Here is a 24,813-nt window from a genome sequence, read left to right as displayed (position 1 = left end):
GCTCCCACAACGACCATGCGCCAATGCGCCATGGTCCACTGGCCGTCATCCCCTTCCTACGGCATCATTGCAGAATTTGTCCGGCTGCCCCAAAGGACCGCCCATGAATCTGCCCCCCCGCCAACAACAAATCCTCGAACTGGTGCGCGAGCGCGGTTACGTCAGTATCGAAGAAATGGCGCAGCTGTTCGTCGTGACACCGCAGACCATCCGTCGAGATATCAACCAGCTTGCCGAACTCAACCTGCTTCGCCGCTACCACGGCGGCGCGGCGTATGACTCGAGTATCGAGAACACGGCCTACGCCATGCGTGCCGACCAGATGCGCGATGAAAAGCAGCGTATCGCCGACGCCGTGGCCCGGCAGATTCCCGACCATGCCTCGGTGTTCATCAACATCGGCACTACCACCGAGTCCATCGCCCGTGCACTGCTCAACCACAACCACCTGAAGGTCATCACCAACAACTTGCACGTGGCGGCGATCCTGGCTGCCAAGGATGACTTCGAAGTGCTGGTGGCGGGTGGCACGGTGCGCCGCGACGGTGGTGTGGTCGGCCAGGCCAGCGTCGACTTCATCAACCAGTTCAAGGTCGACTTCGCCCTGGTGGGCATCAGCGGTATTGACGAGGACGGCAGCCTGCTCGACTTCGACTACCAGGAAGTGCGGGTATCCCAGGCGATCATCGCCAATGCCCGGCAAGTGATCCTCGCCGCCGACTCCAGCAAATTCGGGCGCAATGCCATGGTGCGCCTGGGCTCGATCAGCCTGGTCGACTGCCTGGTGACCGACCAGGCGCCAACCCCCGCCCTCACCCAGTTGCTCAACCAGTACAAGATCCGCCTCGACGTGGTTTGAGCAGAGAACGGGCCGCCCAGCGGCCCGCCGTTTTCGAAAATGTTCACTTTATTGTCATCTGATCAGTTTTTTCTATGAAGACTGACTGGCGACAGGCTTTCTGTTGCGCTACTATTTTCGGAAACGAACATCAATGTTCATATTCGATGTGAACAGCCCCAGGAGGCCTTGCCCGTGTCCCAGCCCGTTTCGTCCCAGCCACCACTCGCCGACTGCTATGACCTCGCCGTAATCGGCGGTGGCATCAATGGCGTGGGCATCGCTGCTGACGCCGCAGGTCGTGGCCTGAAGGTATTCCTTTGCGAAAAGGACGATCTGGCCCAGCACACCTCGTCTGCCAGCAGCAAGCTGATCCACGGTGGCCTGCGCTACCTGGAGCATTACGAGTTTCGCCTGGTACGCGAAGCACTGGCCGAGCGTGAAGTGCTGCTGGCCAAGGCCCCGCACATCGTCAAGCCCATGCGTTTCGTGCTGCCGCACCGCCCGCACCTGCGCCCGGCCTGGATGATCCGCGCCGGTCTGTTCCTGTATGACCACCTGGGCAAGCGCAAGCGCCTGGGCGCATCGCGCAGCCTGCGCTTTGGCCCGGGTTACCCGCTCAAGCCTGCGATCACCCGCGGCTTCGAATACGCCGACTGCGCCGTGGATGACGCCCGCCTGGTCGTGCTCAATGCAATGGCCGCCCGTGAACATGGCGCGGACATTCATACCCGCACCCGCTGCCTGCGCGCCGAACGGGTCGATGGCCTGTGGCAAGTTGAACTGCAACATGCCGACGGCAGCCTGCAGAGCATCCGCGCCCGCGCCCTGGTCAATGCCGCCGGCCCCTGGGTCGCCAGCTTCATCAAGGACGACCTCAAGCTCGACGCGCCTTACGGCATTCGCCTGATCCAGGGCAGCCACCTGATCGTGCCGCGGCTGTACGAAGGTGAGCATGCCTACATTCTGCAGAACGAAGACCAGCGCATCGTGTTCTGCATCCCGTACCTGGACCGTTTCACCCTGATCGGCACCACCGACCGCGAATACAGCGGCGACCCGGCCAAGGTGGCGATCACCGAGCAGGAGACCGACTACCTGCTCAAGGTGGTCAATGCCCACTTCAATCATCAGCTGAGCCGTGACGACATCCTGCACACGTATTCCGGTGTAAGGCCGCTGTGCAACGACGAGTCGGACAACCCCTCGGCTGTCACCCGCGACTACACGCTGGCGCTGTCCGCCAGCGAAAACCAGGCACCGTTGCTGTCGGTATTCGGTGGCAAGCTGACCACGTACCGCAAGCTGGCCGAATCGGCAATGGGCGAGCTGAAGCCCTACTTCACCCAAATGCGCGGTAGCTGGACCGCAAGCGCCCCACTGCCGGGCGGTGAAAGCATGACAACGGTGCAGGCATTGGTCGACGCCGTACTGGCCCAGTACGGCTGGCTGCCAGTGGACATTGCCAAACGCTGGGCGCTGACTTACGGCAGCCGCGTCTATCGCCTGCTCGACGGCGTCCAGGGCCCACAAGACCTTGGCCAGGCAATAGGTGGTGGCCTGTTCGGCCGCGAGGTGGACTACCTGTGCAGTGCAGAATGGGCAACCAGCGCAGACGACATCCTGTGGCGCAGAACCAAACTCGGCCTGTTCACCACGGCCGCAGAACAACAGGCACTGACCGATTACCTGGCGCTTGCGCAGCAGCAACGCGCAGCCTGACCCTCCCCCTGAGCCCACAGGGCGTGGCCAACACTGCCACGCCCGGGTTCAGGTGCCGGCCAGGCGCGCGTAAGCTTCACGCGTCAGGGTAAGGACAAGCGCCTGCTCGGCGCTTTGCAGCTCGCTCATCAACTGGGCGGCGCCCTCAAGATATGCTTGCTCATTACCCTCCCGGGCTTGCTCCTCCAACACCTCCAAGCGCTCATGAAAGGGGGCAGCCAAGTCTTCGAAGCGCGCTGCGTAGCGCTTGCGCAGGTATTCGTCCCAGAACTCCCTCTGCGCCAGCGAAGCACTGAGGGCCTCATTGCTCTCCCCGTGCAATATTGCGCCACGGGCCTGGTTTATCTGCGCAGAAGACACGCCGCTGAATGCCTCGTAATGCATATGGTAAGGCTGCGCAGGAAGGTCCAGCGGTTGCGCCAGGTTGACACGATAGGCAAGGTAAACCTCAACATCATCGATATGCTGAAACGGGTTCTGACGCATCTGCTGCAGATGCCGCGCCGCGAACGCGTCGACCTGATCCAGACGGTACAACGAGCGGCCCAGGCGCAGCAGCGACGCCTCCGCATGGGCAGGGGCCACTTGCATGGCCCGGAAGAGCAGCGCTCGCGTCTCCAACTGGCTCAGTACCAGGAGCATGCGGTCTTCACAAGTCCGTGGCCCCCCGGCTTGCTGGAACAGTAATTGGCGCGCCTCACTGTTTTCCACACACAAATCGATGAGCCTCCAGACCCTGGAACGGAAGTAGCCCGGGTGATCGTTGAAGTCATCGGTGCGGCCAAAATCCCCCAGAAACCGCAAGAAGTCCCGGGAGCCTTCCTCTTCTGCCAGCCGGTCCCACATCCTTTCGCGCTCGAAACGCTCCTCTTGGGTGACCCCGGCCAACCAGATTTCCCGCGTACGGGCCGCGGCGTTGTCATGCCGAACGGCAGTGCTGCGGCCCGTTGAGGTACCGGCGGCTTCACTCAACAATGCCTCGCTGCCCTCATCCAGCGGATTATCGTGCAGGGCAAGGCGCTGCATACGCTGGCGCAGGGCCTGTAAATCGTGGTTCAACTGGCGGATCTGGTTGTCGCGCATGTCGGTGATGGCCGGCCGAGGCAGCAAGCCCGCTGTGGGAGGCAGCGCTTCGAGCCCGGTATTGCGCAATGACAACTCCTGCAAATGCAGCAACGCGCCCAACACGGGTGCCCGCCCTAAGGGGTTGCCGCTCAGGTCAAGTTGGCGCAGCTGCGTCAGTGCCTGCAGGCGCTGGCTGCCCTGGTCATCCATGACAATCTGGTTATCGGCCAGGTTCAACCGACGCAGGTGGGTAAGGTCCTCGATACCCCGAGGAATGCCAACCAGTCGGTTATGCCGCAGGTCAAGCTCGGTGATATTGGCAAAACGGCGCAGAAAAGCCTGATCGATGATGGCCAGATCCATGTTGCGTAATGTAAGCCGTGTGACATGGCCGAAGTCGATCGACGCGGGCAGCTCAGGCAGGTGGCCAACCCGTTCACCCTCGATATGCAGGACGTAATCGTCACCTGCCAACCCCGCTGTCTTGCGCCGCCAGCAACGGCGAATACGGTTGGCGACACGCTGACGGCGATAGCCATCCAGCAAGTCGGTGCGCTGCCCCTGCCACGCATGCAACGCCTCACGCAGGCTTTGCAGACGCGTGTGCAATTGGCTCAGGTGGTTCCAAAGGCCTACCTGACGGTGCATGAGGTCTAGGATATAGGCTTCCAGCTGAGCATCGGTCAGGGTCGGGAAGACCTGGCGCAAGGCCCGCCGAAACGCCTGCCGGCTTCCTTCACCGTGCCCGCTGAGGGGGTAGCCAAGCCGGCCATCGCCCTGTCGAAGCGGCGGCCGAACACTATCACCACGGCTAGACAGGCCCATCAGCCTGGCAGCTCGCGAACGGTCAGAGGCCGCAGCATTCGCCAGGTACTCGGCAAGCCCGTCCACAGTCAGTTCCGCGCCACCCGACAGCTGCTTCTGGTTCCCGTCAAGGCAGTGCAGCACGGCCTGCATCAGGCTGTCGTGGCTACGCGCATTCACTGCCAGGCTGCCGGACGCTTCATGGGCAAGATAGCCACCTCTACCCATGACGATAACCCGAATGTCGCCGCCACTCGCCGCGCCACAGCGCGCAAGCACCTGGCCCCGCAGCCCGGACTGGCGTACCTCGAGCCCGCTGCCGGTTGGCCAGGTGAACAACCCGTCGAGCAGGCCTAGCGCCACCTTGAGTGTGTCTACGCCGGTTGCCTGGGGTAGGCTCAACCCGCAGCAAGCACGGTCCAGCCGGCTTTCACGCAGGCTCCAGCGGGCCTGCTCAGCCAACGCCAGCGGCACCCGTTGCCGGCTGCGCAGGTCGTTGATCTGTGCTCCGCTCGCCCGCTCGATAATTTCGCGCGCGCAGCGCGGCGTGAGGCCAGGAAAATCCTTTATCAGCAGGTTGTCTTCCGCCTGCCCGGCGATCTGGCGTAGAGCCACCAATTCGTCGAACGCGGGCCCCTGCACCCGTGGGAATTGCTGATGCAACTGAAGACGCTCCATGGCATCCACCCAACGCGCTGGAGCCGGGGCATTTTCAAGGTGGATGCGGCGCACATTGGCCTCGTCGATACCGCATACACGCATCAGATCACGTGCCTGGATGTCACTGATGTTGCGAAAACGCCCGCCCAGCCGTTGCAGCAGCACTTGCCGGCCCCCCCAATGGTGCGGTTGCTCCAATGCATGGCGCCAGCCTGAGGCACCATTGTGCTCCAGTACGGGACTGTGGGCGTCGGCGCGCTCGGGGTGAACGATACGCATCTGCCCATCCAGCGGGCTTTCTCGCACCTCGTACACCCCCTCCGGCAGGCGTACGCGCGTTCGGTCGGCAACCTGCACCTGCAGCCCTGGCCCGATATCCGGCCCCTCAACCTGGTAAGGACGCAGATCGCTTGAACACAGTTTCAAGCGCCCGCCCTGGACAGGTACCGGGACCAAGCCATCTACCCAGCCCACACGGTCCAGTACATGGCCGACCGCAGTACCGGCACCCACCATTGCCGCGTTGAGCGCAAGCGACTGGGCGACGCCTAACAAATGCCCAATGGCCGCCTGACGGTCGCCAATCTGCCAATCCTCATACCCTTCATAAACCTCATTTGCTATTTCGACAGCGGACACGCCCAACATCAGTGCCCCCACGACCGGCACGAACATCCCCACCAGGGCCAACACATCCAGGCCAGCGTTTTCATAGGCCTGCAGGCGCAAGCGCCGTGCTGCGCTATCTTCGTCACCGGTAGGCACTGCCAGCACCCTGGCGTCATCCAGCATGCGCTGCACCTGGCGGCCGGCCAGAATGCCGAACAGCGGCTCAGGCAGCGGGAAACGTCGCGCATCGAGTTCCACACCCGTCGCCGCCTTGTCGCGATCGGCCAGCAATCTGACCAACACGGTGAAAAAAGCCGGGCGATCCTGCTCGCCGATGAAGCGGGCAAAGAACGTTGGGTATCCCGCCTGGCAGAAGCGCGCGCCCAGCGCCTGCGCCAGGGCTTGCCATGAGGCATGGCGCTGCAAGGCGCCGTGGGGGTCACCGGGTATCCAGGCAATCACCCCCTGCGCCCCAGCGGGCTCCCCCACTTCAACAAGCACAACGCTGTGAATACGCTTGCCCAGCAGATACAGCTGCCGCAATGACAAAACCTGAGGATAGGCAGGCACGACTGCTGGCTCGGCGGTCAGCGGCAACATGAGCAAATGGGTGGCCTCATCGATCTCGCCCTTCAGCACGGCCGTGCGCAGTGCGACGTCAAGGTCCGACCGCAGCTTGTCCTCGAACAGTTTCTCAACGGCTCGCGCCGCAGAACCCCGGGCAGTCCCCGGTTTGTCATCCGGGCGCAGGCAAGCATTCAGCAGGGTCTGGTAGCGGCCGCCAAGATCAAGGCTGCGACACAACTGGGCAAATCCTGGATAGCTCAAGGCATGGACGCGTTTCTGGTCATCCAGCAACTTGCCGGTTTTCAAAAACTGCACCTCAGTGTCGCTCTGTGGGAAGTTGTGCAGCGCCGCTCCCAGCAGGCTGATCGTGGCCGTCTCCTCGATCCACGGCGACGGCAGGTTGGGCGCAGCCGTCGGTTGCTGCAATCGTTCCTTCAGTTGCAATCGCCATGTCTGCACATCCACTTGCCCAAGGCCGGCATCGCGCAGTGCCTGCTCCAGCAACGGTGTTGCAAACGCATCCAGGGGGAGAATGCCCTCCAATACCTGCGCCAATGCGTGGGCGTGGCCCTGTTGCCGCCTGAGGGCAAGGGCCAGTGCCTTGAGCTGATCACTGTGGGCGGTGCTCAACCACGCAGGCAAGCGCATGGCAATAAACGCGTCAATCGAATCCTGGGGTACTGCAGCAGGAGAAGGGGTCATTGGTAGCGGGCCTGAAGGGGAAAGCCCCAGCAGATCATGTACCTTCAATCAGGGTGTGGTAGATAGTTGAGGGTGGTCGTTCGGCCTACCGAACGAGCAATCGACATCATATTCGGAAAACCGTACAACACCCGGCACTGGCCACTCATACGAAAGGTATAAGTACCAGTAATTTCAATACTTAATGTTGAAAGTGGCCGCTTGGCACGACTCATGCTCTACACTTCAGACCCGAATGCACACCGCTTCATGTTGTATTCGTTGAACGAAAGAGTCCGCCAACGGCTCCATAAAAAAAACAAACACGTCGAGGAAAATTTGATGCGTATCGTTCGTCAATTGCTGGGCGCCGCCATCGCGGCCGCTGTGATCGCTTCGCCGGCCATGGCCGAAGAACTGACTGGCACCCTGAAGAAGATCAAGGATTCGGGCACCATTACCCTGGGCCACCGCGACTCCTCCATCCCGTTTTCCTACCTGGCCGGCAAACCCGAGCCCGTGGGCTACTCGCATGACATCCAGCTGGCTGTCGTCGACGCCCTGAAGAAGCAACTGGGTACGGACATCAAGGTCCGTTACAACCTGGTCACCTCCCAGACCCGCATCCCGCTGGTGCAGAACGGCACCGTCGACCTGGAATGCGGCTCCACCACCAACAACGTCGAGCGCCAGCAGCAAGTCGGCTTCTCGGTCGGCATCTTCGAAGTCGGTACCCGCCTGTTGACCAAGGTCAAGGACGGTGCGCCTGCATACAAAGACTTCCCGGACCTGGCCGGCAAGAACGTGGTGACCACCGCCGGCACCACTTCCGAGCGCATCCTCAAGGCGATGAACGCCGACAAGCAGATGAAGATGAACGTGATTTCCGCCAAGGACCACGGTGAAGCCTTCAACATGCTCGAAAGCGGCCGCGCCGTGGCCTTCATGATGGACGACGCCCTGCTTGCCGGTGAAATGGCCAAGGCTCGCAAACCATCGGACTGGGTCATCACCGGTACCCCACAGTCGTACGAAATCTACGGCTGCATGGTGCGTAAAGAAGACGCCGCCTTCAAGAAAGCGGTCGATGACGCTATCGTCGGTTACTTCAAGTCGGGCGAAGTCAACAAGAGCTACGACAAGTGGTTCATGCAGCCAATTCCGCCAAAAGGCCTGAACCTGCAGTTCCAGATGAGCGACGAGCTGAAAAAACTGATCGCCGAGCCGACCGACAAGGCCGCGGACGAGAAGAAGTCCTGATCCTCAGCAAATAGTGGCCTGGTGCTCACGAGCACGAATCAATTCTGCAGGCCACTCATTAGTGTCTAACCTTTCATCCGAGGGCGCGCGCCGCCCTCGGATGCTCGAAGGTGCCCGTGAAACAACCGTCTGAGGGGAAATCCCGATGAATTACAACTGGGACTGGGGCGTGTTCTTCAAGTCCACCGGCGTGGGCAGCGAAACCTATCTGGACTGGTACATCACCGGCCTGGGCTGGACCATCGCCATCGCCATCACCGCCTGGATCATCGCGCTGCTGCTGGGGTCAGTCCTCGGTGTGATGCGTACCGTGCCGAACCGCCTGGTATCGGGCATTGCTACCGCCTATGTGGAACTGTTCCGTAACGTGCCACTGCTGGTGCAACTGTTCATCTGGTACTTCCTGGTGCCGGACCTGCTACCTGAAGGCTTGCAGGAATGGTTCAAGCAAGACCTCAACCCGACCACCTCGGCGCTGATCAGCGTAGTCGTCTGCCTGGGCCTGTTCACCGCCGCCCGCGTCTGCGAACAGGTGCGTACCGGTATCCAGGCGTTGCCTAAAGGCCAGGAAGCCGCCGCCCGCGCCATGGGCTTCAGCCTGTCGCAGATCTACACCAACGTGCTGCTGCCGCAAGCGTACCGAATCATCATTCCGCCGCTTACTTCAGAATTCCTCAACGTGTTCAAGAACTCCTCGGTCGCGTCGCTGATCGGCCTGATGGAGCTGCTGGCGCAGACCAAGCAGACCGCTGAGTTCTCCGCCAACCTGTTCGAAGCGTTCACCCTGGCCACGCTGATCTACTTCACCCTGAACATGGGGCTGATGCTGCTGATGCGCATGGTCGAGAAGAAAGTCGCCGTGCCTGGCCTGATTTCCGTGGGAGGCAAGTAAATGGACATGGATTTCAGCGAAATCATCCCGGCCCTGCCTGCCCTCTGGGACGGCATGGTCATGACCCTGCAGCTGATGGTCATGGGCGTTGTAGGCGGTATCGCGCTGGGCACCGTCCTGGCACTGATGCGCCTGTCGTCGAGCAAGCTGCTGTCGCGTGTGGCAGGTGCCTACGTCAACTACTTCCGCTCGATCCCGCTGCTGCTGGTGATCACCTGGTTCTACCTGGCGGTGCCGTTCGTGCTGCGCTGGATTACCGGCGAAGACACGCCAGTGGGTGCGTTCACCTCCTGCGTAGTGGCCTTCATGATGTTCGAGGCCGCGTACTTCTGCGAGATCGTACGAGCCGGCGTGCAGTCGATTTCCAAAGGCCAGATGGGCGCTGCGCAAGCACTGGGCATGAACTACGCGCAAACCATGCGCCTGATCATCCTGCCCCAGGCCTTCCGCAAGATGACCCCGCTGCTGTTGCAGCAGAGCATCATCCTGTTCCAGGACACCTCGCTGGTGTACACCGTGGGCCTGGTGGACTTCCTCAACTCGGCACGTTCCAACGGCGACATCATCGGGCGCTCCCATGAGTTCCTGATCTTCGCCGGCGTCGTCTACTTCATCATCAGCTTCTCCGCTTCGTGGCTGGTCAAGCGCCTGCAAAAAAGGATCACCGTATGATTTCCATCAAGAACGTCAACAAGTGGTACGGCGACTTCCAGGTACTGACCGATTGCAGCACCGAGGTCAAGAAAGGTGAGGTGGTGGTGGTCTGCGGCCCGTCGGGCTCGGGCAAGTCCACCCTGATCAAGTGCGTCAACGCGCTGGAGCCGTTCCAGAAGGGCGATATCGTGGTCGACGGCACGTCGATCTCCGACCCGAAGACCAACCTGCCAAAGCTGCGTTCGCGGGTGGGCATGGTGTTCCAGCACTTCGAGCTGTTCCCGCACCTGACCATCACCGAGAACCTGACCATCGCGCAGATCAAGGTACTGGGCCGGAGCAAGGAAGAAGCCACCAAGAAGGGCCTCGCCCTGCTTGAGCGGGTTGGCTTGTCAGCGCATGCGCACAAGCACCCTGGCCAGCTTTCCGGCGGCCAGCAGCAGCGAGTGGCCATCGCCCGCGCGCTGTCGATGGACCCGATCGTCATGCTGTTCGACGAACCCACCTCGGCACTGGACCCGGAAATGGTCAGCGAGGTACTGGACGTCATGGTGCAACTGGCCCACGAAGGCATGACCATGATGTGCGTGACCCACGAAATGGGCTTTGCCCGCAAGGTCGCCAACCGGGTCATCTTCATGGACAAGGGCAGCATCATCGAAGACTGCACCAAGGAAGAGTTCTTCGGCGACCAGAGCGCCCGCGACCAGCGTACCCAGCACTTCCTCAGCAAAATCCTGCAGCACTAAACCGGCCACTGCATCCGCTGCCCCGGACCCACCGGGCAGCGGATGCTGGTCGTGACAAGGCCACTGTGATGAAATGCGACCCCTCGCTACTTCTGCCTGCCAGGCCTGCCGTGAAATCCCGTCTGATCCGCCAATTGCTGTTACCGCCACTGATCATCCTGCTGATGGTCGGCCTAGGGCTGGCTGGCTACCTGATCAGCGAGAGCAACGGCATCCGCACCCTCAGCGAAAATGGTGAACGCCAGCTGGAGCTGCACGCGCGCACGGTCGAAAGCGAAATCAGCAAGTACACCTACCTGCCGAGCCTGCTGGAGCTGGAAGACAGCGTCTCGCACCTGCTCACCGACCCGGACGGCGGCTCGCGCCAGGCGGTCAACGAATACCTTGAAGGCCTGAACCGGCGCAGCCGCAGCCGCGCCATCTTCGTCCTCGATACCAACGGCCGGGTACAGGCCACCAGCAACTGGCGCGACGCCGACTCTTTCCTCGGTGAAGACCTGTCGTTCCGCGCTTACTTCCAGACGGCCGTGCGCGGCGAGCCCGGGCGTTTCTACGGCATCGGCAGCACCACTGGCGAGGCCGGCTATTACCTGGCCCATGGGCTTGAAGAGCACGGCAAGATCATTGGCGTGGCGGTGATCAAGGTGCGCCTGGACACCCTCGAGGAGCGCTGGCAGCGTGCCCGCCTGGAGGCGTTCGTCAGCGACGAGAACGGCATCATCATCCTTTCCAGTGACCCGGCCCGGCGCCTGAAGTCGGTGCGCCCGCTGACCCCGCAAATCAAGGAGCGCCTGGCGCGCAGCCTGCAATACTACTGGTGGCCGCTCAACGAACTGCAGCCACTGGCCCGGGAAACCCTGGCCGATGGCGTGGAAAAACTGACCTTCCCGGCCAACAGCGAAACGGCCCAGGGCAAGCAGCACGAAGTCGCCTACCTGGCCCAGACCCGGCGCCTGGCCGATACTCCTTGGCACTTCACCCTGCTGACCCCGCTGCAGGACCTGCGCCGCGAATCCATGGTGCAGGGCATCCTGGTGGGCGTGGCATTCGCCCTGCTGGCAATCCTCGGCATCGCCTGGAACGAGCGGCGCAAAGTCATCGCTACCCGCCTGGCAGCACGCGAAGCCCTCGAGGAAGCCAACAGCCAGCTGGAGCGGCGCATCGCCGAACGCACCGCAGACCTGCGCGCCAGCAACGAACGCCTGAAAGGCCAGATTCGCGAGCGCCGCCATGCCGAGCAGACCTTGCGCCACGCCCAGGATGAACTGGTGCAGGCCGGCAAGCTGGCTGCCATCGGGCAGATGTCCACCAGCATTGCCCATGAGCTGAACCAGCCATTGGCTGCGCTGCGCACTTTATCTGGCAACACCGTGCGCTTCCTCGAACGCGGGGCACTGGAAACCGCCAGCACCAACCTGCGCACCATGAACGACCTGATCGACCGCATGGGGCGCATCACCGCCAGCCTGCGCTCGTTCGCCCGGCGCGGCGACGACAGCGGCCAGGCTTCACTGGCCAAGGCGGTGGAGGCTACCCTGCAGGTGCTGGCCAACCGCATCAGCGCCTGCCATTTGCAGTTGCACCACCAGTTCGAGGACCAGCAACTGGCCATCGACCAGACCCGCCTGGAGCAGATTCTGGTCAACCTGATCGGCAACGCCCTGGATGCCATGGCCGCGCAACCATTGCCCGAGCTGTGGCTGGAAGGCGAGCTGCAGGGCGACAAGTATCGCTTGCAGGTGCGCGACAACGGCCACGGCATCGACGCCGAGGCGCGCAAGCACCTGTTCGAACCTTTCTTCACCACCAAACCGGGCGAACATGGCCTGGGCCTGGGCCTGACCCTGTCGGCGAGCCTTGCCGCCGCCGCCAAGGGCAGCCTCAACGTCGAGCACCCCGCCACTGGCGGCACGGCCTTCGTCCTGGCCCTGCCCCTGGTCTCCCCCCCTAGCGAATCGGCAGAGCACCCATGAACCAAGCGCCTCTTACCGTCCTGATCGTCGAAGACGACCCGCATGTGCTGCTCGGCTGCCAGCAGGCCCTGGCCCTGGAAGACATCGCCTGCGAAGGCGTGGGCAGCGCCGAACAAGCGCTGGACCGCATCGGCGACGATTTCGCCGGCATCGTCGTCAGCGATATCCGCCTGCCGGGCATCGATGGCCTGGAGCTGCTCAACCGCCTCAAGGCCCGTGACCGCAGCCTGCCGGTGGTGTTGATCACCGGCCACGGTGATATCGACATGGCGGTCGACGCCATGCGCAATGGCGCCTACGACTTCATGGAAAAACCGTTCTCCCCCGAGCGCCTGGTTGATGTGGTGCGCCGCGCCCTCGAACATCGCGGGCTGTCGCGCGAGGTGGTGGCCCTGCGCCGCCAACTGGCCGAGCAGAGCAGCCTGGAGGGGCGCATCATCGGGCGTTCGCCGGCCATGGAACACTTGCGCGAACTGATTGCCAACGTCGCCGATACCTCGGCCAACGTGCTGATCGAAGGCGAGACCGGCACCGGCAAGGAGCTGGTCGCCCGCTGCCTGCACGACTTCAGCCGCCGCCAGGGCCAACCCTTCGTGGCGCTGAACTGTGGCGGCCTGCCCGAAAACCTGTTTGAAAGCGAAATTTTCGGCCACGAGGCCAACGCGTTCACCGGCGCCGGCAAACGCCGCATCGGCAAGATCGAACACGCCAACGGTGGCACGCTGTTCCTCGATGAAGTGGAAAGCATGCCGATCAACCTGCAGATCAAGCTGCTGCGCGTACTGCAGGAGCGCACGCTGGAGCGGTTGGGCTCGAACCAGAGCATCCCGGTGGACTGCCGGGTGATCGCCGCGACCAAGGCCGACCTCGACAGCATGGGCCAGAGCGGCCAGTTCCGCAGCGACCTGTACTACCGGCTGAACGTGGTGACCCTGGAGCTGCCCCCCCTGCGCGAGCGCCGTGAAGACATCACGCAGCTGTTCGAGCACTTCCTTCAGCAGTCCGCCCTGCGCTTCGACCGTGAAGCACCGGCGCTGGACAGCCAGATCCTGTCACGCCTGATGGCCCACGACTGGCCTGGCAACGTGCGCGAGTTGCGCAACGTGGCCGAACGCCATGCACTTGGCCTGCCAGCGTTCAAGAAAGGCCCCAGCGGCGGCGCCAGCCAAGGCCTGGGCTTTGCCGAAGCGGTGGAGGCGTTCGAGCGCAACCTGCTCAGCGATGCCCTGCAACGCACGGGTGGCAACCTGAGCCAGGCCAGCCAGGAGCTGGGCATGGCCAAGACCACGCTGTTCGACAAAGTGAAAAAGTACGGCCTCGGCTGACCTCAACCCAAACTGGAAAGACAACGTGGATCTGGTATTCAAAGCTGCCTTGGGCGCTGGCGTGGTGCTGCTGCTGGCGGTGCTGTCTAAGACGCGCAACTACTACATCGCCGGGCTGGTGCCGCTGTTTCCCACCTTTGCCCTGATTGCCCACTACATCGTTGGCAAGGGGCGCAGCATTGCCGATTTGAAGACCACCATCCTGTTCGGCATGTGGTCGATCATCCCGTACTTCGTGTACCTGGCGACCCTGTATGTGCTGGTCGACCGCCTACGCCTGGAGGCATCAATGGCGCTGGCCACGGTGGCCTGGCTGATGGCCGCGACCGTGCTGGTGACCTTGTGGGTGCGGATGCACTGATCGAAATCGATGTTGCCTTCTTCGCGGGCTTGCCCGCTCCCACAGGTTCTCCACATTGCCTGAAACCTGTGCAGCACCTGTGGGAGCGGGCAAGCCCGCGAAGAAGCCAGCACGGATTCAAAGCCCTGCGATGTGCGTGACATCCTGCCGATGCGCCTGCAGGTAGGGCAGCACCGCCCCTAGCAGCGGCGCCTTGAACGGCTCCTGGAAGCGGTGCGCCAGCCCCGGTATCAGCCGCAGCTGGCTGCCTTGAATATGCGCCGCCAGGTGCACACCGTGCATGACCGGCAACAACGGGTCGGCCGTGCCGTGTACCACCAGGGTCGGCACACGAAGCTGGTTCAAAAGCTCCACCCGGCTCGGCTCGGCCAGTATCGCCATGATCTGGCGCTTGGCCCCGTCAGGGTTGAACGCCCGGTCATAGGCCACCGCCGCCTGGTGCAGCAACACCGCGCGGTCGTCCCGCACCTCGGGGCTGCCCAGGGCCGCCAGCAGGTCGGCCTGCTGCTCGATGGCCACTTCGCGGTTCGGCGCGCTACGCCTAGCCAGCAACTGCACCAGTGCCGGGTCCGGTGCCGGCAGCCCCGCCGCCCCTGAACTGGACATGACCAATGTCAGGCTGCGCACGCGCTCGGGTGCCATGGCCGCCAGGTGCTGGGCGATCATGCCGCCCATGCTCACGCCCAGTACATGAAACTGGCGCACGCCCAAGGCGTCCATCAGGCGCAAGCCATCATCGGCCATGTCCGTCAGCGTATAGGGCGCTGCCACCCGCAGGCCCAGCTTGTAGCGCAACAGCTCGACCGTCAGGTTGGCCGACGGTGGCATCTGGTTCCAGCGCGACAGGCCGACATCGCGGTTGTCATAGCGGATCACCCGAAAGCCCTGGCGGCACAAGGCCTCGACCACATCGTCCGGCCAATGGATCAGTTGCCCGCCCAGGCCCATGACCAGCAGCAAGGCCGGGTCACGAGGCGCCCCCACGCTCTGGTACACCAGGCTGACCGCACCCAGTTCGGCACGCTGCACCGGCACCTGGGCGTCACAACGCTGTTCGGCGAAACTCGCAGGTACGCTGAATATGAAGAAAAGAAAAAGCCAAAAAGCCCGCATGAAAGAAACACCAGAATGCAGATCCCCAGTAGAGCGCGAGTCTGATGAATTCTGTTCGAGCGCGCTGCCACAGTTCGGTGACAGTTTCATGACTTCCGCCGGGCGGTGCGGCCGAACGCCCAGTCGACAGCCGCGCCAACATGAGGGAAACTCAACTCATTCCCTGTTTCTTCAAACCTACACCCCGGAGTCAGCAGTGCTGGAGATCCGTCACCTGAAAACCCTTCATGCCCTGCGCGAAGCCGACAGCCTGGTGGAGGCCGCCGAGCGCCTGCACCTGACCCAGTCGGCGCTGTCGCACCAGTTCAAAGAGCTGGAGGAGCGCCTGGGCTTGCCCATTTTCGTGCGCAAGACCAAGCCGATCCGCTTCACCAGCGCCGGGCTGCGCCTGCTGCAACTGGCCGATGCCACCCTGCCGCTGCTGCGCGGTGCCGAGCGTGACATCGCGCGCCTGGCCGGTGGCACTGCCGGGCGCCTGCACATGGCCATCGAATGCCACAGCTGCTTCCAGTGGCTGATGCCGACCATCGACCAGTTTCGCGATGCCTGGCCGGAAGTGGAGCTGGACTTGGCCTCCGGCTTTGCCTTTGCCCCGCTGCCGGCCCTGGCCCGCGGCGACCTGGACCTGGTGGTGACCTCCGACCCGGTGGACCTGGCAGGCATCACCTATGTGCCGCTGTTCACCTACGAGGCGATGCTGGCGGTGGCCAACCAGCACCCGCTGGCCAGCAAACCTTACATGGTGCCGCAAGACCTGCTCGACCAGACGCTGATCACCTACCCGGTGGAGCGTGACCGCCTGGATATCTTCACCCGCTTCCTGGAGCCGGCCGACATCGAGCCTGCTGCCGTACGCACCTCGGAGCTGACGGTAATGATGATGCAGCTGGTGGCCAGCGGCCGTGGGGTGTGCGGCATGCCGCACTGGGCACTGCACGAGTACAGCTCGCGCGGCTATGTGAAGGGTAAGCGCCTGGGTGAGAAAGGCCTGTTCGCCACTCTTTATGCCGCCGTGCGCACCGACATGCTCGATGCGCCCTACATGCGCGACTTTTTGCTCACCGCCAAAGACACCTCGTTCGCCACCCTCGATGGGGTCAGTGCGGTGCGTTGAGCACCTGGCGGTACAGCGGCAGGATCAGGTCGCGGGTCAGCGGCGCCAGTTGCATGACGGGCGCCTGGTCAGCGGCCAGCCAGACCACCTCCTCGATCTCCGCAGCCGGCACCACGGCTGCGGCGCTGTCGACACGGAACAGTTCGGCCTGCACTTCGAAGCCTGGCTCGTTGGCGGCCGGGGCACTGAACTGGCCCAGGTGCACGGCCTGGGCCGGGTCGATGTGCAAGCCCAGCTCCTCGTGCAACTCGCGCACCAGTGCCTGCATCGGCGTTTCACCGGCATCGATCTTGCCGCCGGGCTGCATGAACGCCTCGGTGCCGCGCTTGCGCACCAGTAGGGTGCGGCCCTGGGGGTCGATCAGCAGGGCGGCGGCGATGCGGATGATATTGGGCATGGGCTGGGCTCGCAGGAAAAATGGTCGGGGAGAATCCCATGGGGGTCAGTGGCCTGACAAGGCCAGTCAGTTCTGTACCGGCCTCTTCGCAGCGCAAGGCTGCTCCTACAAGGGTTATGCATGCTCCTGTAGGAGCAGCCTTGTGCTGCGAAGAGGCCGGCACAGGTTACAGCTGGCCCGCCAGACGAACGGCCCCTTGCCAACCCGCCCCACACCCGCCATAACCAACACATGAACCTGCCCGCCAAACACCACCCAGTGCTCGAGCTGTTCCACCCTGCCGTGCGCACCTGGTTCCGTGGCCATTTCGCCACGGTCACCGAAGCCCAGGCACAGGCCTGGCCGCTGATCCATGCCGGCCAGTCGATGCTACTGGCCGCCCCGACCGGTTCGGGCAAGACGCTGAGCGCTTTTCTGGCCGTGCTCGACGACCTGTTCCGCCAAGGGCTGGAGCACCAGGGCGAACTGCCCGCACAAACCCAGGTGATCTACGTTTCACCGCTGAAGGCCCTGTCCAACGACATACGCCTTAATTTGCAGGCCCCGCTCGAAGGCATCAGCCAGGCCCTCGCAGACCAGGGCCTGAGTGCCCCACGCATCACCACGGCCGTGCGCACCGGCGATACGCCGCAGAAAGAACGCGCCGCCATGCGCAAGCTGGCCCCGCATATTCTGGTGACAACGCCCGAATCGCTGTACGTGTTGATGGGCTCTGCTTCAGGCCGTGAAGGCCTGGGCAACGTGCATACGGTCATCGTCGACGAAATCCACGCCCTGGCCGGCAACAAGCGTGGCGCCCACCTGGCACTGACCCTGGAGCGCCTGCAAGCCTTGTGCAAACGGCCACTGCGGCGTATCGGCCTGTCCGCCACGCAACGCCCTGTCGAGCGTGTGGCGCAGTTTCTGGCCGGTAGCGGGCGCCCGTGCGCCATTGTCGATGTCGGCCATGCGCGCCAACGCGATCTGGCCATTGAAGTGCCGCCGGTACCCCTTGGCGCGGTGATGGCCAACGACGTCTGGGGCCTGGTCTACGATCGCCTGGCCACCCTTGCCCGCGAACACCGCACCACGCTGGTATTCGTCAACACCCGGCGCCTTGCCGAACGCATCACCCGCCACCTCAGCGACCGGCTGGGCAAGGAGGCAGTCGCCGCACACCATGGCAGCCTGTCCAAGGAGCTGCGGCTGGACGCAGAGCAGCGGCTCAAGAGCGGCCATTTACAGGTATTGGTAGCCACTGCTTCGCTGGAGCTAGGCATCGATATCGGCGATATCGACCTGGTGTGCCAGATCGCCTCGCCGGGTTCGATTGCCGCCTTCCTGCAACGGGTTGGCCGCGCCGGCCACCAGGTCGACGGCGTGCCCAAGGGGCGCCTGTTCCCCACCTCACGCGATGACCTGATCGAATGTGTGGCCCTGCTGGACTGCGTGCGCCAAGGCGAACTGGACGAACTGCACATCCCCCGCGCACCGCTGGACGTGCTGGCCCAGCAAATCGTTGCCGAAGCCAGCAACCAGGCCTGGCACGAACAGGCCCTGTTCGACTGCCTACGCCAGGCCACGCCCTACGCCGAGCTCGACCAGCGCCACTACCAGGCGCTGCTCAGCATGCTCGCCGAGGGCTATAACGGCCGCCAGGGCATTCGCAGCGCCTATTTGCACCGCGATGCAGTCAGCGGCACCCTGCGCGGCCGGCGTGGCAGCCAGCTGACGGCGCTGACCAGCGGCGGCACCATCCCTGACAACGCCGACTATGCCGTGCTGCTGGAACCACAGGCGCTGAACATCGGCAGCGTCAACGAAGATTTTGCCGTGGAGAGCATTGCCGGCGATATCTTCCAGCTGGGCAACGCCTCCTATCGCATTCTGCGCGTCGAGCCAGGCCGGGTACGGGTGGAAGATGCCCATGGCCTGCCGCCGACCATTCCGTTCTGGCTGGGTGAAGCGCCGGGGCGCAGTGACGAGCTGTCTGCGGCCGTGGCCCGGTTGCAGGCGCGCATCGACCAGCAACTGGCACAGGCTGGCGGCGACATGGCCGAGGTGCTGGCCTGGTTGCAGGCTACCTTCGAACTGGGCGAAGACAGCGCCAGCCAGCTGCTCGACTACCTGGCACGTACCCGCGAGGTGCTTGGCGCCCTGCCCTCGCAGGACACGCTGGTGATGGAGCGCTTTTTCGATGAGTCGGGCGGGACCCAGCTGATCATCCATTCGCCCTACGGCAGCCGCATCAACCGCGCGTGGGGCCTGGCCCTGCGCAAGCGCTTCTGCCGCACCTTCAACTTCGAGCTGCAGGCTGCCGCCAGCGAAGATGCCATCGTCCTTTCACTGTCGACCAGCCACAGCTTCGAGCTGGACGAGGTGTGGCGCTACCTGAACAGCCGCAGCGCCGAGCCGATCCTCGTCCAGGCACTGCTGGATGCACCGCTGTTTGGCGTGCGCTGGCGCTGGAACGCTGGCGTGGCCATGGCGCTGCCGCGCTTCGTCGGCGGGCGCAAGGTAGCGCCGCAGATCCAGCGCATGAAGAGCGAAGACCTGGTTGCCGCGGTGTTCCCCGACCAGATCGCCTGCCTGGAGAACATTGCCGGCGAACGGCAGATTCCCGATCACCCGTTGGTCGAGCAAACCCTCGACGACTGCCTGCACGAGGCGATGGACAGCGAAGGCTGGCTGGCCCTGTTGCGGCGCATGGAAAGCGGGGCGGTACGCCTGCTGAGCCGCGACCTGCCCGCCCCTTCGCCACTGGCATCGGCCATTCTCAACGCCAGGCCGTACGCCTTCCTCGACGATGCCCCGCTGGAAGAACGGCGCACCCAGGCCGTGCTCAACCGACGCTGGAGCGACGTGCACAGTGGCGACGACCTGGCCGCGCTGGACGCTGATGCCATCGCCGCCGTCGCGGCCGAGGCCTGGCCGCAGCCGGGCAATGCCGACGAAATGCACGAAGCGCTGATGGGCCTGGGCGCCATCAGCCAGGCTGAAGTGCAAGACAATGCCAGTTGGGACCTGCTGCTCAGGCAGCTGGCCAGAAACGGGCGGGCCTTGCGCCTGGCGGACGAAAAACTGTGGTTGGCACGTGAACGACTGGGCCTGCTGCAGGTGCTGTATCCGGATGCTGTACTGGAGCCTGCCTTGCAGGTGCTACCAGGGTTTGATCAGGCCATCGACCCGGACCTTGCCCTGAGTGAACTGTTGCGTGCCCGCCTGAGTGGCCATGGCCCGAGGACCGCGGCACAGATTGCGGCACCGCTTGGCCAGCCGTTGCACGCCATCGAGCAGGCGCTGGCCCGTCTGGAAGCCGAAGGCTATGTGCTGCGCGGGCATTTCAGCCCCGGTGCAACCGAGGTGCAATGGTGCGAACGCCATTTGCTGGCGCGCATCCACCGCTACACGGTCAAACGCCTGCGCCGCGAGATCGAACCGGTCAGCCTGCAGGACTTCATGCGCTTTCTGTTCGACTGGCAGCGTCTGGCGGCTGACGAGCGCCTGCGTGGCCCGCAGGCGGTGGCCGAAGTATTGGGCCAGTTGCAGGGGTTCCCCAGCGCCGCAGGGGCGTGGGAGGCGGAACTGCTGCCGGCGCGCATCAAGGACTACAGCCCGCACTGGCTCGACGATGCCTGCCGCAGCGGGCAGTTTGCCTGGAGCCGGCTGGCGGCAACGGTGGCGAGCAGCACCCTGTCCAGCACGCCACTGGTGCTGCTGCCGCGGGACCAGTTGAACACCTGGCGCAGCCTGGCGCCCGCACCTGCTGTCGAGGCCCTTGGCCTGCGTGCGCAGCGTGTGCACGAGGCGCTGAAAACCCAGGGTGCGCTGTTCTTCGATGAACTGGCGCAGGAGGCCCACCTGCTGCCCAGCGAACTGGAAACCGCGTTGCAGGAACTGGTGGGTTCGGGCCTGGTCGGCGCTGACAGTTTCACCGGCTTGCGTAGCCTGATCACGCCTGCGACCAAGCGCAGTTCACGTAACAGCCGCCGAGGTCACCCGCCGCTTTCCAGCAGCATGGCGCATGCCGGGCGCTGGGCACTGCTGCGCCGCAGCGATACGCCGCCGGATAACGACCAGCGCCTGGAGGCCATTGCCCGTACCCTGCTGCGCCGCTATGGGGTGATCTGCTGGCGGCTGCTGGAGCGCGAGAGTGATGTGCTGCCGCCCTGGCGTGAACTGCTGCGCTGCTATCACCGGCTGGAGGCGCGTGGCGAGATCCGTGGCGGGCGCTTCATTGCCGGGCTGGCGGGTGAACAGTTCGCCTTGCCGGAGGCAGTGGGGTTGCTGCGGCAGGTGCGCCGTCGCGAGCCGGATGGGACGTTGCTGGTAGTGAGTGCCAGTGACCCGCTGAACCTGATCGGCTCGCTGCTGCGCGGGGCGAAAGTGCCGGCGGTGAGTGGCAACCGCCTGTTGTATCGCGACGGGGTACCGGTGGCAGTACGGGTGGCCGGGCGTTACTCGTATCTGGTCGAGGCGCCGGCACAGGAGCAGGAAGGCTGGCGCCAGAAGCTGCTGCGCAACGCGCTCTGACAGGCAGCACCATCACTCAGGCTACCGCATAAACCTGTAGGAGCAGCCTTGTGCTGCGAAGAGGCCGGTAAGGCGAAAGATTATCTTTGGCTGCAATGGCCTCTTCGCAGCACAAGGCTGCTCCTACAGGATAAGTGCCACGGCGCACGCCTTGCTCGATTCGAGAATGATTTTCGCTACCCCGATTTTAATTTGCAGGGCCCTGCAACTTGGCTATGGTCGGGGTTTGCCCCCAGGCCCTGAGCCTGACCGCGCCATCGCAAGGACCCTGTATGAGCCTGTCACTTCTCAGTCGCTACGCCTTCTTCGCAGCCTGTGTGCTGTTCACCCTGGCGAGCCTGCCCTTCATCCACCACGAATGGTTGTGGCCGTTCACCCTGACCACCGGCATCCTCAGCCTGATCGGCCTGTTCGACCTGCTGCAGCAACGCCATGCCGTACGTCGCAACTACCCGATCCTGGGCAACATCCGCTATCTGGTCGAGGCCATCCGCCCGGAAATCCGCCAGTACCTGCTGGAATCCGACAGCGACGCCCTGCCGTTCTCTCGCGCCCAGCGTTCGCTGGTGTATGCCCGGGCGAAGAACGAAGCCTCGGACAAACCGTTCGGCACCCTGATCGACGTGTACGAGTCCGGCTTCGAGTTCATCGGCCATTCCATGCGCCCGGCGCCGCTGGCCGACCCGTCGAGCTTCCGCGTTATCGTCGGCGGGCCGCAGTGCAGCCAGCCGTACTCGGCCTCGATCTTCAACATTTCGGCGATGAGCTTCGGCTCGCTCAGCGCCAATGCCATCCGCGCCCTCAACCAGGGCGCCAAGCTGGGCAACTTCCACCATGACACCGGCGAGGGCAGCATCAGCCCCTACCACCGCGAGCACGGTGGCGACCTGGTGTGGGAACTGGGCAGCGGCTACTTCGGTTGCCGCACGCCGGACGGGCGCTTCGACCCCGAACGTTTCGCCACCCAGGCGCGCAGCCCGCAGGTGCGGATGATCGAAATCAAGATGAGCCAGGGCGCCAAGCCCGGCCATGGCGGGATCCTGCCCAAACACAAGGTGACCCAGGAAATCGCCGAAACCCGTGGCGTGCTGATGGGCGAGGACTGCATCTCGCCGTCGCGCCACAGCGCGTTCTCCACGCCGATCGAGATGATGCAGTTCATCGCCCAGCTGCGTGAACTGTCCGGTGGCAAGCCGGTGGGCTTCAAGTTTTGCCTGGGCCACCCGTGGGAGTTCATGGGCATCGCCAAGGCCATGCTGGAAACCGGCATCCTGCCCGACTTCATCGTCGTCGATGGCAAGGAAGGCGGTACCGGTGCAGCACCGGTGGAGTTCACCGACCATATCGGTGTGCCGCTGCGCGAAGGCTTGCTGTTCGTGCACAACACGCTGGTTGGCCTGAACCTGCGCGACAAGATCAAGCTCGGGGCCAGCGGCAAGATCGTCAGCGCCTTCGACATTGCCAGCGTGCTGGCCATCGGCGCTGACTGGGCGAACTCGGCGCGCGGCTTCATGTTCGCCATTGGCTGCATCCAGTCGCAAAGCTGCCACACCAACAAGTGCCCGACCGGCGTGGCCACGCAAGACCCGCTGCGCCAGCGTGCGCTGGTGGTGCCAGACAAGGCCCAACGGGTGCTGAACTTCCACCACAACACCTTGCGTGCCCTGGCCGAAATGCTCGCGGCGGCAGGTTTGGAACACCCGGCGCAGCTGGAGGCCAAGCACCTGGTGCGGCGCATCTCGGCCACCGAGATCAAACTGTTCTCGCAGATGCATGTGTTCTTGAAGCCCGGCGAGTTGCTGACGGGCGAGGTGAACGGCCAGTTCTATTCGCGGATGTGGCAACTGGCCAGGGCCGACAGCTTCGAGCCGCACAGCGAAGTGGCGGCCTGATAGGGCCATGGGGCTGCTGCGCAGCCCGATCGCGACACAAGGCCGCTCCTACAGGGGTATGCAATTTCCTGTGGGAGCGGCCTTGCGTCGCGAAAGGGCCGCACCGCGGCCCCGGCTATTTCAGATCAGGAAGCGGTACTCGCCACACCCTGCACCTCTTTCGGCGCCAGGCGGAATGCGTAGTACAGCACGGTCAGCAGCACCAGGAACGCGGGGCCGATGTACAGGGCCACACGGGTATCCTCGAAGTACGCCATCAAGCCAACCACCAGCACCAGGAAGCCCAACGCCAGGTAGGAGCTCAGTGGCCACAGCCACATGCGGTACTTCAGCGCCTTGCGCTCGGCGGTAGTCAGGCCTGCGCGGAACTTGAGCTGCGCCAGCAGGATCATCACCCAGGTCCAGATCGCACCGAAGGTGGCAATCGACGTGACCCAGACAAACACCTTTTCCGGCACCAGGTAGTTGGCCAGCACACCCAGCAGCAGCGCGCCGATCGACAGCAGCAGCGCATTGCGCGGTACGCCGTTTTTCGAGGTACGGGCGAAGGCCGCCGGGGCCTGGCCGTTCTGCGCCAGGCTGTAGAGCATGCGCCCGGTGCTGAAGATACCGCCGTTGCACGACGACAGCGCCGCAGTGATGACCACGAAGTTGATGATGCCGGCGGCGGTCTTGATGCCGAGGCGCTCGAAGGTCATGACGAACGGGCTGCCCTGGCTACCGATTTCGTTCCACGGGTAGATCGACAGGATCACGAACAACGCACCGACGTAGAACAGCAGGATGCGCCAGAACACCGAGCCGATGGCCTGCGGAATGGTCTTTTGCGGGTTGCGTGCTTCGCCGGCGGTGAGGCCGATCATTTCCACACCCAGGTAGGCGAACATCACCATCTGCAGCGACATCAGCACGCCAGTCACGCCATTGGGCATGAAGCCGCCGTTGCTCCACAGGTTGGAGATACCCAACGCCACACCGTCATTGCCGAAGCCGAAGGCAATGACGCCGATGCCGCCAAGGACCATGGCGATGATGGTGACGATCTTGATCAGGGCGAACCAGAACTCGAATTCGCCAAAGGCCTTCACTGCCACCAGGTTGACCGCGCCCATGCTGCCCAAGGCCGCCAGGGCCCAGATCCAGCGCGGGACGTCGGGGAACCAGATGCCCATGTAGATGGCCACCGCGGTAATTTCGGCAACACAGGTCACCAGCCACAAGAACCAGTAGTTCCAGCCGGTGAGGAAGCCCGCCAGCGGGCCGAGGTAGTCCTGGGCATAGCGGCTGAACGAACCGGCCACCGGGTTATGCACGGCCATTTCGCCAAGGGCGCGCATGATCACCAAAATGGCCAGGCCACCGATGATGTAGGACAGCATGATAGCAGGGCCGGCCATTTCGATGGCTTTGGCCGAACCCAGGAAAAGACCGACGCCGATACAGGCGCCCAGCGCCATCAGGCGGATGTGCCGTTCGCCCAGTTCACGCTTGAGCGGGCCGCCTTCAGTGGCCTGGCCATGGGCAGAGTGGTTGCCGACTGGCATAGCAATACAACCTCATTTTGTTATTGGATTTTACCTTCGTGCAGCACCGGTCATGCCGATAGGCGTGACGTTGGCTTGCCA

Annotated in this window: 16 protein-coding genes; 12 read left to right on the top strand and 4 right to left on the bottom strand. The window is 63.7% G+C overall.

Going from position 1 to position 24,813, the window contains the following annotated elements:
* Positions 1-103 precede the first annotated feature (103 nt).
* Positions 104-859, top strand: a complete 756-nt coding sequence (gene glpR / locus ABOC32_RS08930) for a DNA-binding transcriptional repressor GlpR (protein ID WP_086977915.1) — start codon at positions 104-106, stop codon at positions 857-859.
* Between the two features lie 174 nt (positions 860-1,033).
* Positions 1,034-2,560, top strand: a complete 1,527-nt coding sequence (gene glpD / locus ABOC32_RS08925) for a glycerol-3-phosphate dehydrogenase (protein ID WP_426810783.1) — start codon at positions 1,034-1,036, stop codon at positions 2,558-2,560.
* A 48-nt stretch (positions 2,561-2,608) separates the two neighbouring features.
* On the opposite strand, the gene ABOC32_RS08920 is transcribed toward glpD, so the two are convergent.
* Complete coding sequence (locus ABOC32_RS08920) at positions 2,609-6,913, bottom strand: NEL-type E3 ubiquitin ligase domain-containing protein (RefSeq protein WP_426810782.1); 4,305 nt, start codon at positions 6,911-6,913, stop codon at positions 2,609-2,611.
* Between the two features lie 375 nt (positions 6,914-7,288).
* Here ABOC32_RS08920 and ABOC32_RS08915 point away from each other — a divergent pair, with 375 nt between their 5' ends.
* The 7 genes from ABOC32_RS08915 (at position 7,289) to ABOC32_RS08885 (ending at position 14,160) form a co-directional block, all read left to right on the top strand.
* The gene (locus ABOC32_RS08915) at positions 7,289-8,206 is read left to right on the top strand and encodes a glutamate/aspartate ABC transporter substrate-binding protein (RefSeq protein ID WP_426810781.1); all 918 of its coding nucleotides are present in this window, start codon (positions 7,289-7,291) and stop codon (positions 8,204-8,206) included.
* Between the two features lie 145 nt (positions 8,207-8,351).
* Positions 8,352-9,098 carry an amino acid ABC transporter permease gene (locus tag ABOC32_RS08910; protein WP_426810780.1) on the top strand — a complete coding sequence of 249 codons (747 nt, stop codon included), beginning with the start codon at positions 8,352-8,354 and terminating at the stop codon, positions 9,096-9,098.
* Positions 9,099-9,770 carry an amino acid ABC transporter permease gene (locus ABOC32_RS08905; protein WP_086977921.1) on the top strand — a complete coding sequence of 224 codons (672 nt, stop codon included), beginning with the start codon at positions 9,099-9,101 and terminating at the stop codon, positions 9,768-9,770.
* A complete protein-coding gene (locus tag ABOC32_RS08900) occupies positions 9,767-10,501 on the top strand; it encodes an amino acid ABC transporter ATP-binding protein (protein ID WP_019472052.1) in 735 nt (244 codons plus the stop codon). Before ABOC32_RS08905 ends, ABOC32_RS08900 begins: the two co-directional genes overlap by 4 nt.
* 68 nt (positions 10,502-10,569) lie before the next feature.
* Positions 10,570-12,474 (top strand): sensor histidine kinase, encoded by a 1,905-nt coding sequence (locus tag ABOC32_RS08895; RefSeq protein WP_426810779.1) that lies wholly within the window; start codon positions 10,570-10,572, stop codon positions 12,472-12,474.
* Positions 12,471-13,799, top strand: a complete 1,329-nt coding sequence (locus ABOC32_RS08890) for a sigma-54-dependent transcriptional regulator (protein ID WP_426810778.1) — start codon at positions 12,471-12,473, stop codon at positions 13,797-13,799. Before ABOC32_RS08895 ends, ABOC32_RS08890 begins: the two co-directional genes overlap by 4 nt.
* Before the next feature lie 25 nt (positions 13,800-13,824).
* A complete protein-coding gene (locus ABOC32_RS08885) occupies positions 13,825-14,160 on the top strand; it encodes a GlpM family protein (RefSeq protein WP_043197629.1) in 336 nt (111 codons plus the stop codon).
* Positions 14,161-14,277: 117 nt separating this feature from the next.
* On the opposite strand, the gene ABOC32_RS08880 is transcribed toward ABOC32_RS08885, so the two are convergent.
* Positions 14,278-15,273, bottom strand: a complete 996-nt coding sequence (locus tag ABOC32_RS08880) for an alpha/beta fold hydrolase (protein ID WP_426810777.1) — start codon at positions 15,271-15,273, stop codon at positions 14,278-14,280.
* 196 nt (positions 15,274-15,469) lie between these two features.
* Between ABOC32_RS08880 and metR the strand changes: the two genes are divergently transcribed.
* A complete protein-coding gene (gene metR / locus ABOC32_RS08875; protein ID WP_012273904.1) occupies positions 15,470-16,387 on the top strand; it encodes a transcriptional regulator MetR in 918 nt (305 codons plus the stop codon).
* Here the strand turns inward: metR and ABOC32_RS08870 are convergent.
* A complete protein-coding gene (locus tag ABOC32_RS08870; protein WP_426810776.1) occupies positions 16,371-16,784 on the bottom strand; it encodes an NUDIX hydrolase in 414 nt (137 codons plus the stop codon). The genes metR and ABOC32_RS08870 overlap by 17 nt on opposite strands.
* Before the next feature lie 231 nt (positions 16,785-17,015).
* On the opposite strand from ABOC32_RS08870, the gene ABOC32_RS08865 reads away from it, so the two are divergent.
* Together ABOC32_RS08865 and ABOC32_RS08860 are read left to right on the top strand one after the other, a co-directional pair.
* Positions 17,016-21,296: a DEAD/DEAH box helicase gene (locus tag ABOC32_RS08865; protein WP_426810775.1), complete on the top strand. Its 4,281-nt coding sequence runs from the start codon at positions 17,016-17,018 to the stop codon at positions 21,294-21,296.
* Positions 21,297-21,568: 272 nt separating this feature from the next.
* Positions 21,569-23,188, top strand: a complete 1,620-nt coding sequence (locus ABOC32_RS08860; RefSeq protein ID WP_426810774.1) for an FMN-binding glutamate synthase family protein — start codon at positions 21,569-21,571, stop codon at positions 23,186-23,188.
* 125 nt (positions 23,189-23,313) lie between these two features.
* Here ABOC32_RS08860 and ABOC32_RS08855 read toward each other — a convergent pair whose 3' ends face one another.
* Complete coding sequence (locus tag ABOC32_RS08855; RefSeq protein WP_426810773.1) at positions 23,314-24,732, bottom strand: amino acid permease; 1,419 nt, start codon at positions 24,730-24,732, stop codon at positions 23,314-23,316.
* Positions 24,733-24,813 lie beyond the last annotated feature (81 nt).

It is taken from the genome of Pseudomonas sp. WOUb67 (assembly GCF_050058005.1).
Classification (GTDB): domain Bacteria; phylum Pseudomonadota; class Gammaproteobacteria; order Pseudomonadales; family Pseudomonadaceae; genus Aquipseudomonas; species Aquipseudomonas putida_R.
The sequence above is the reverse complement of the archived record's forward strand: the minus strand, read 5'-3'. Positions and strand labels throughout refer to the sequence as shown.

What these genes read in the sequence shown, in the direction of transcription:
- glpR (WP_086977915.1), top strand. Translation starts at nt 104, where the DNA reads ATGAATCTGCCCCCCCGCCAACAACAAATCCTCGAACTGGTGCGCGAG.
- ABOC32_RS08920 (WP_426810782.1), bottom strand. Translation starts at nt 6,913, where the DNA reads ATGCGCTTGCCTGCGTGGTTGAGCACCGCCCACAGTGATCAGCTCAAG.
- ABOC32_RS08915 (WP_426810781.1), top strand. Translation starts at nt 7,289, where the DNA reads ATGCGTATCGTTCGTCAATTGCTGGGCGCCGCCATCGCGGCCGCTGTG.
- ABOC32_RS08910 (WP_426810780.1), top strand. Translation starts at nt 8,352, where the DNA reads ATGAATTACAACTGGGACTGGGGCGTGTTCTTCAAGTCCACCGGCGTG.
- ABOC32_RS08905 (WP_086977921.1), top strand. Translation starts at nt 9,099, where the DNA reads ATGGACATGGATTTCAGCGAAATCATCCCGGCCCTGCCTGCCCTCTGG.
- ABOC32_RS08900 (WP_019472052.1), top strand. Translation starts at nt 9,767, where the DNA reads ATGATTTCCATCAAGAACGTCAACAAGTGGTACGGCGACTTCCAGGTA.
- ABOC32_RS08895 (WP_426810779.1), top strand. Translation starts at nt 10,570, where the DNA reads ATGAAATGCGACCCCTCGCTACTTCTGCCTGCCAGGCCTGCCGTGAAA.
- ABOC32_RS08890 (WP_426810778.1), top strand. Translation starts at nt 12,471, where the DNA reads ATGAACCAAGCGCCTCTTACCGTCCTGATCGTCGAAGACGACCCGCAT.
- ABOC32_RS08880 (WP_426810777.1), bottom strand. Translation starts at nt 15,273, where the DNA reads ATGCGGGCTTTTTGGCTTTTTCTTTTCTTCATATTCAGCGTACCTGCG.
- ABOC32_RS08870 (WP_426810776.1), bottom strand. Translation starts at nt 16,784, where the DNA reads ATGCCCAATATCATCCGCATCGCCGCCGCCCTGCTGATCGACCCCCAG.
- ABOC32_RS08865 (WP_426810775.1), top strand. Translation starts at nt 17,016, where the DNA reads ATGAACCTGCCCGCCAAACACCACCCAGTGCTCGAGCTGTTCCACCCT.
- ABOC32_RS08860 (WP_426810774.1), top strand. Translation starts at nt 21,569, where the DNA reads ATGAGCCTGTCACTTCTCAGTCGCTACGCCTTCTTCGCAGCCTGTGTG.
- ABOC32_RS08855 (WP_426810773.1), bottom strand. Translation starts at nt 24,732, where the DNA reads ATGCCAGTCGGCAACCACTCTGCCCATGGCCAGGCCACTGAAGGCGGC.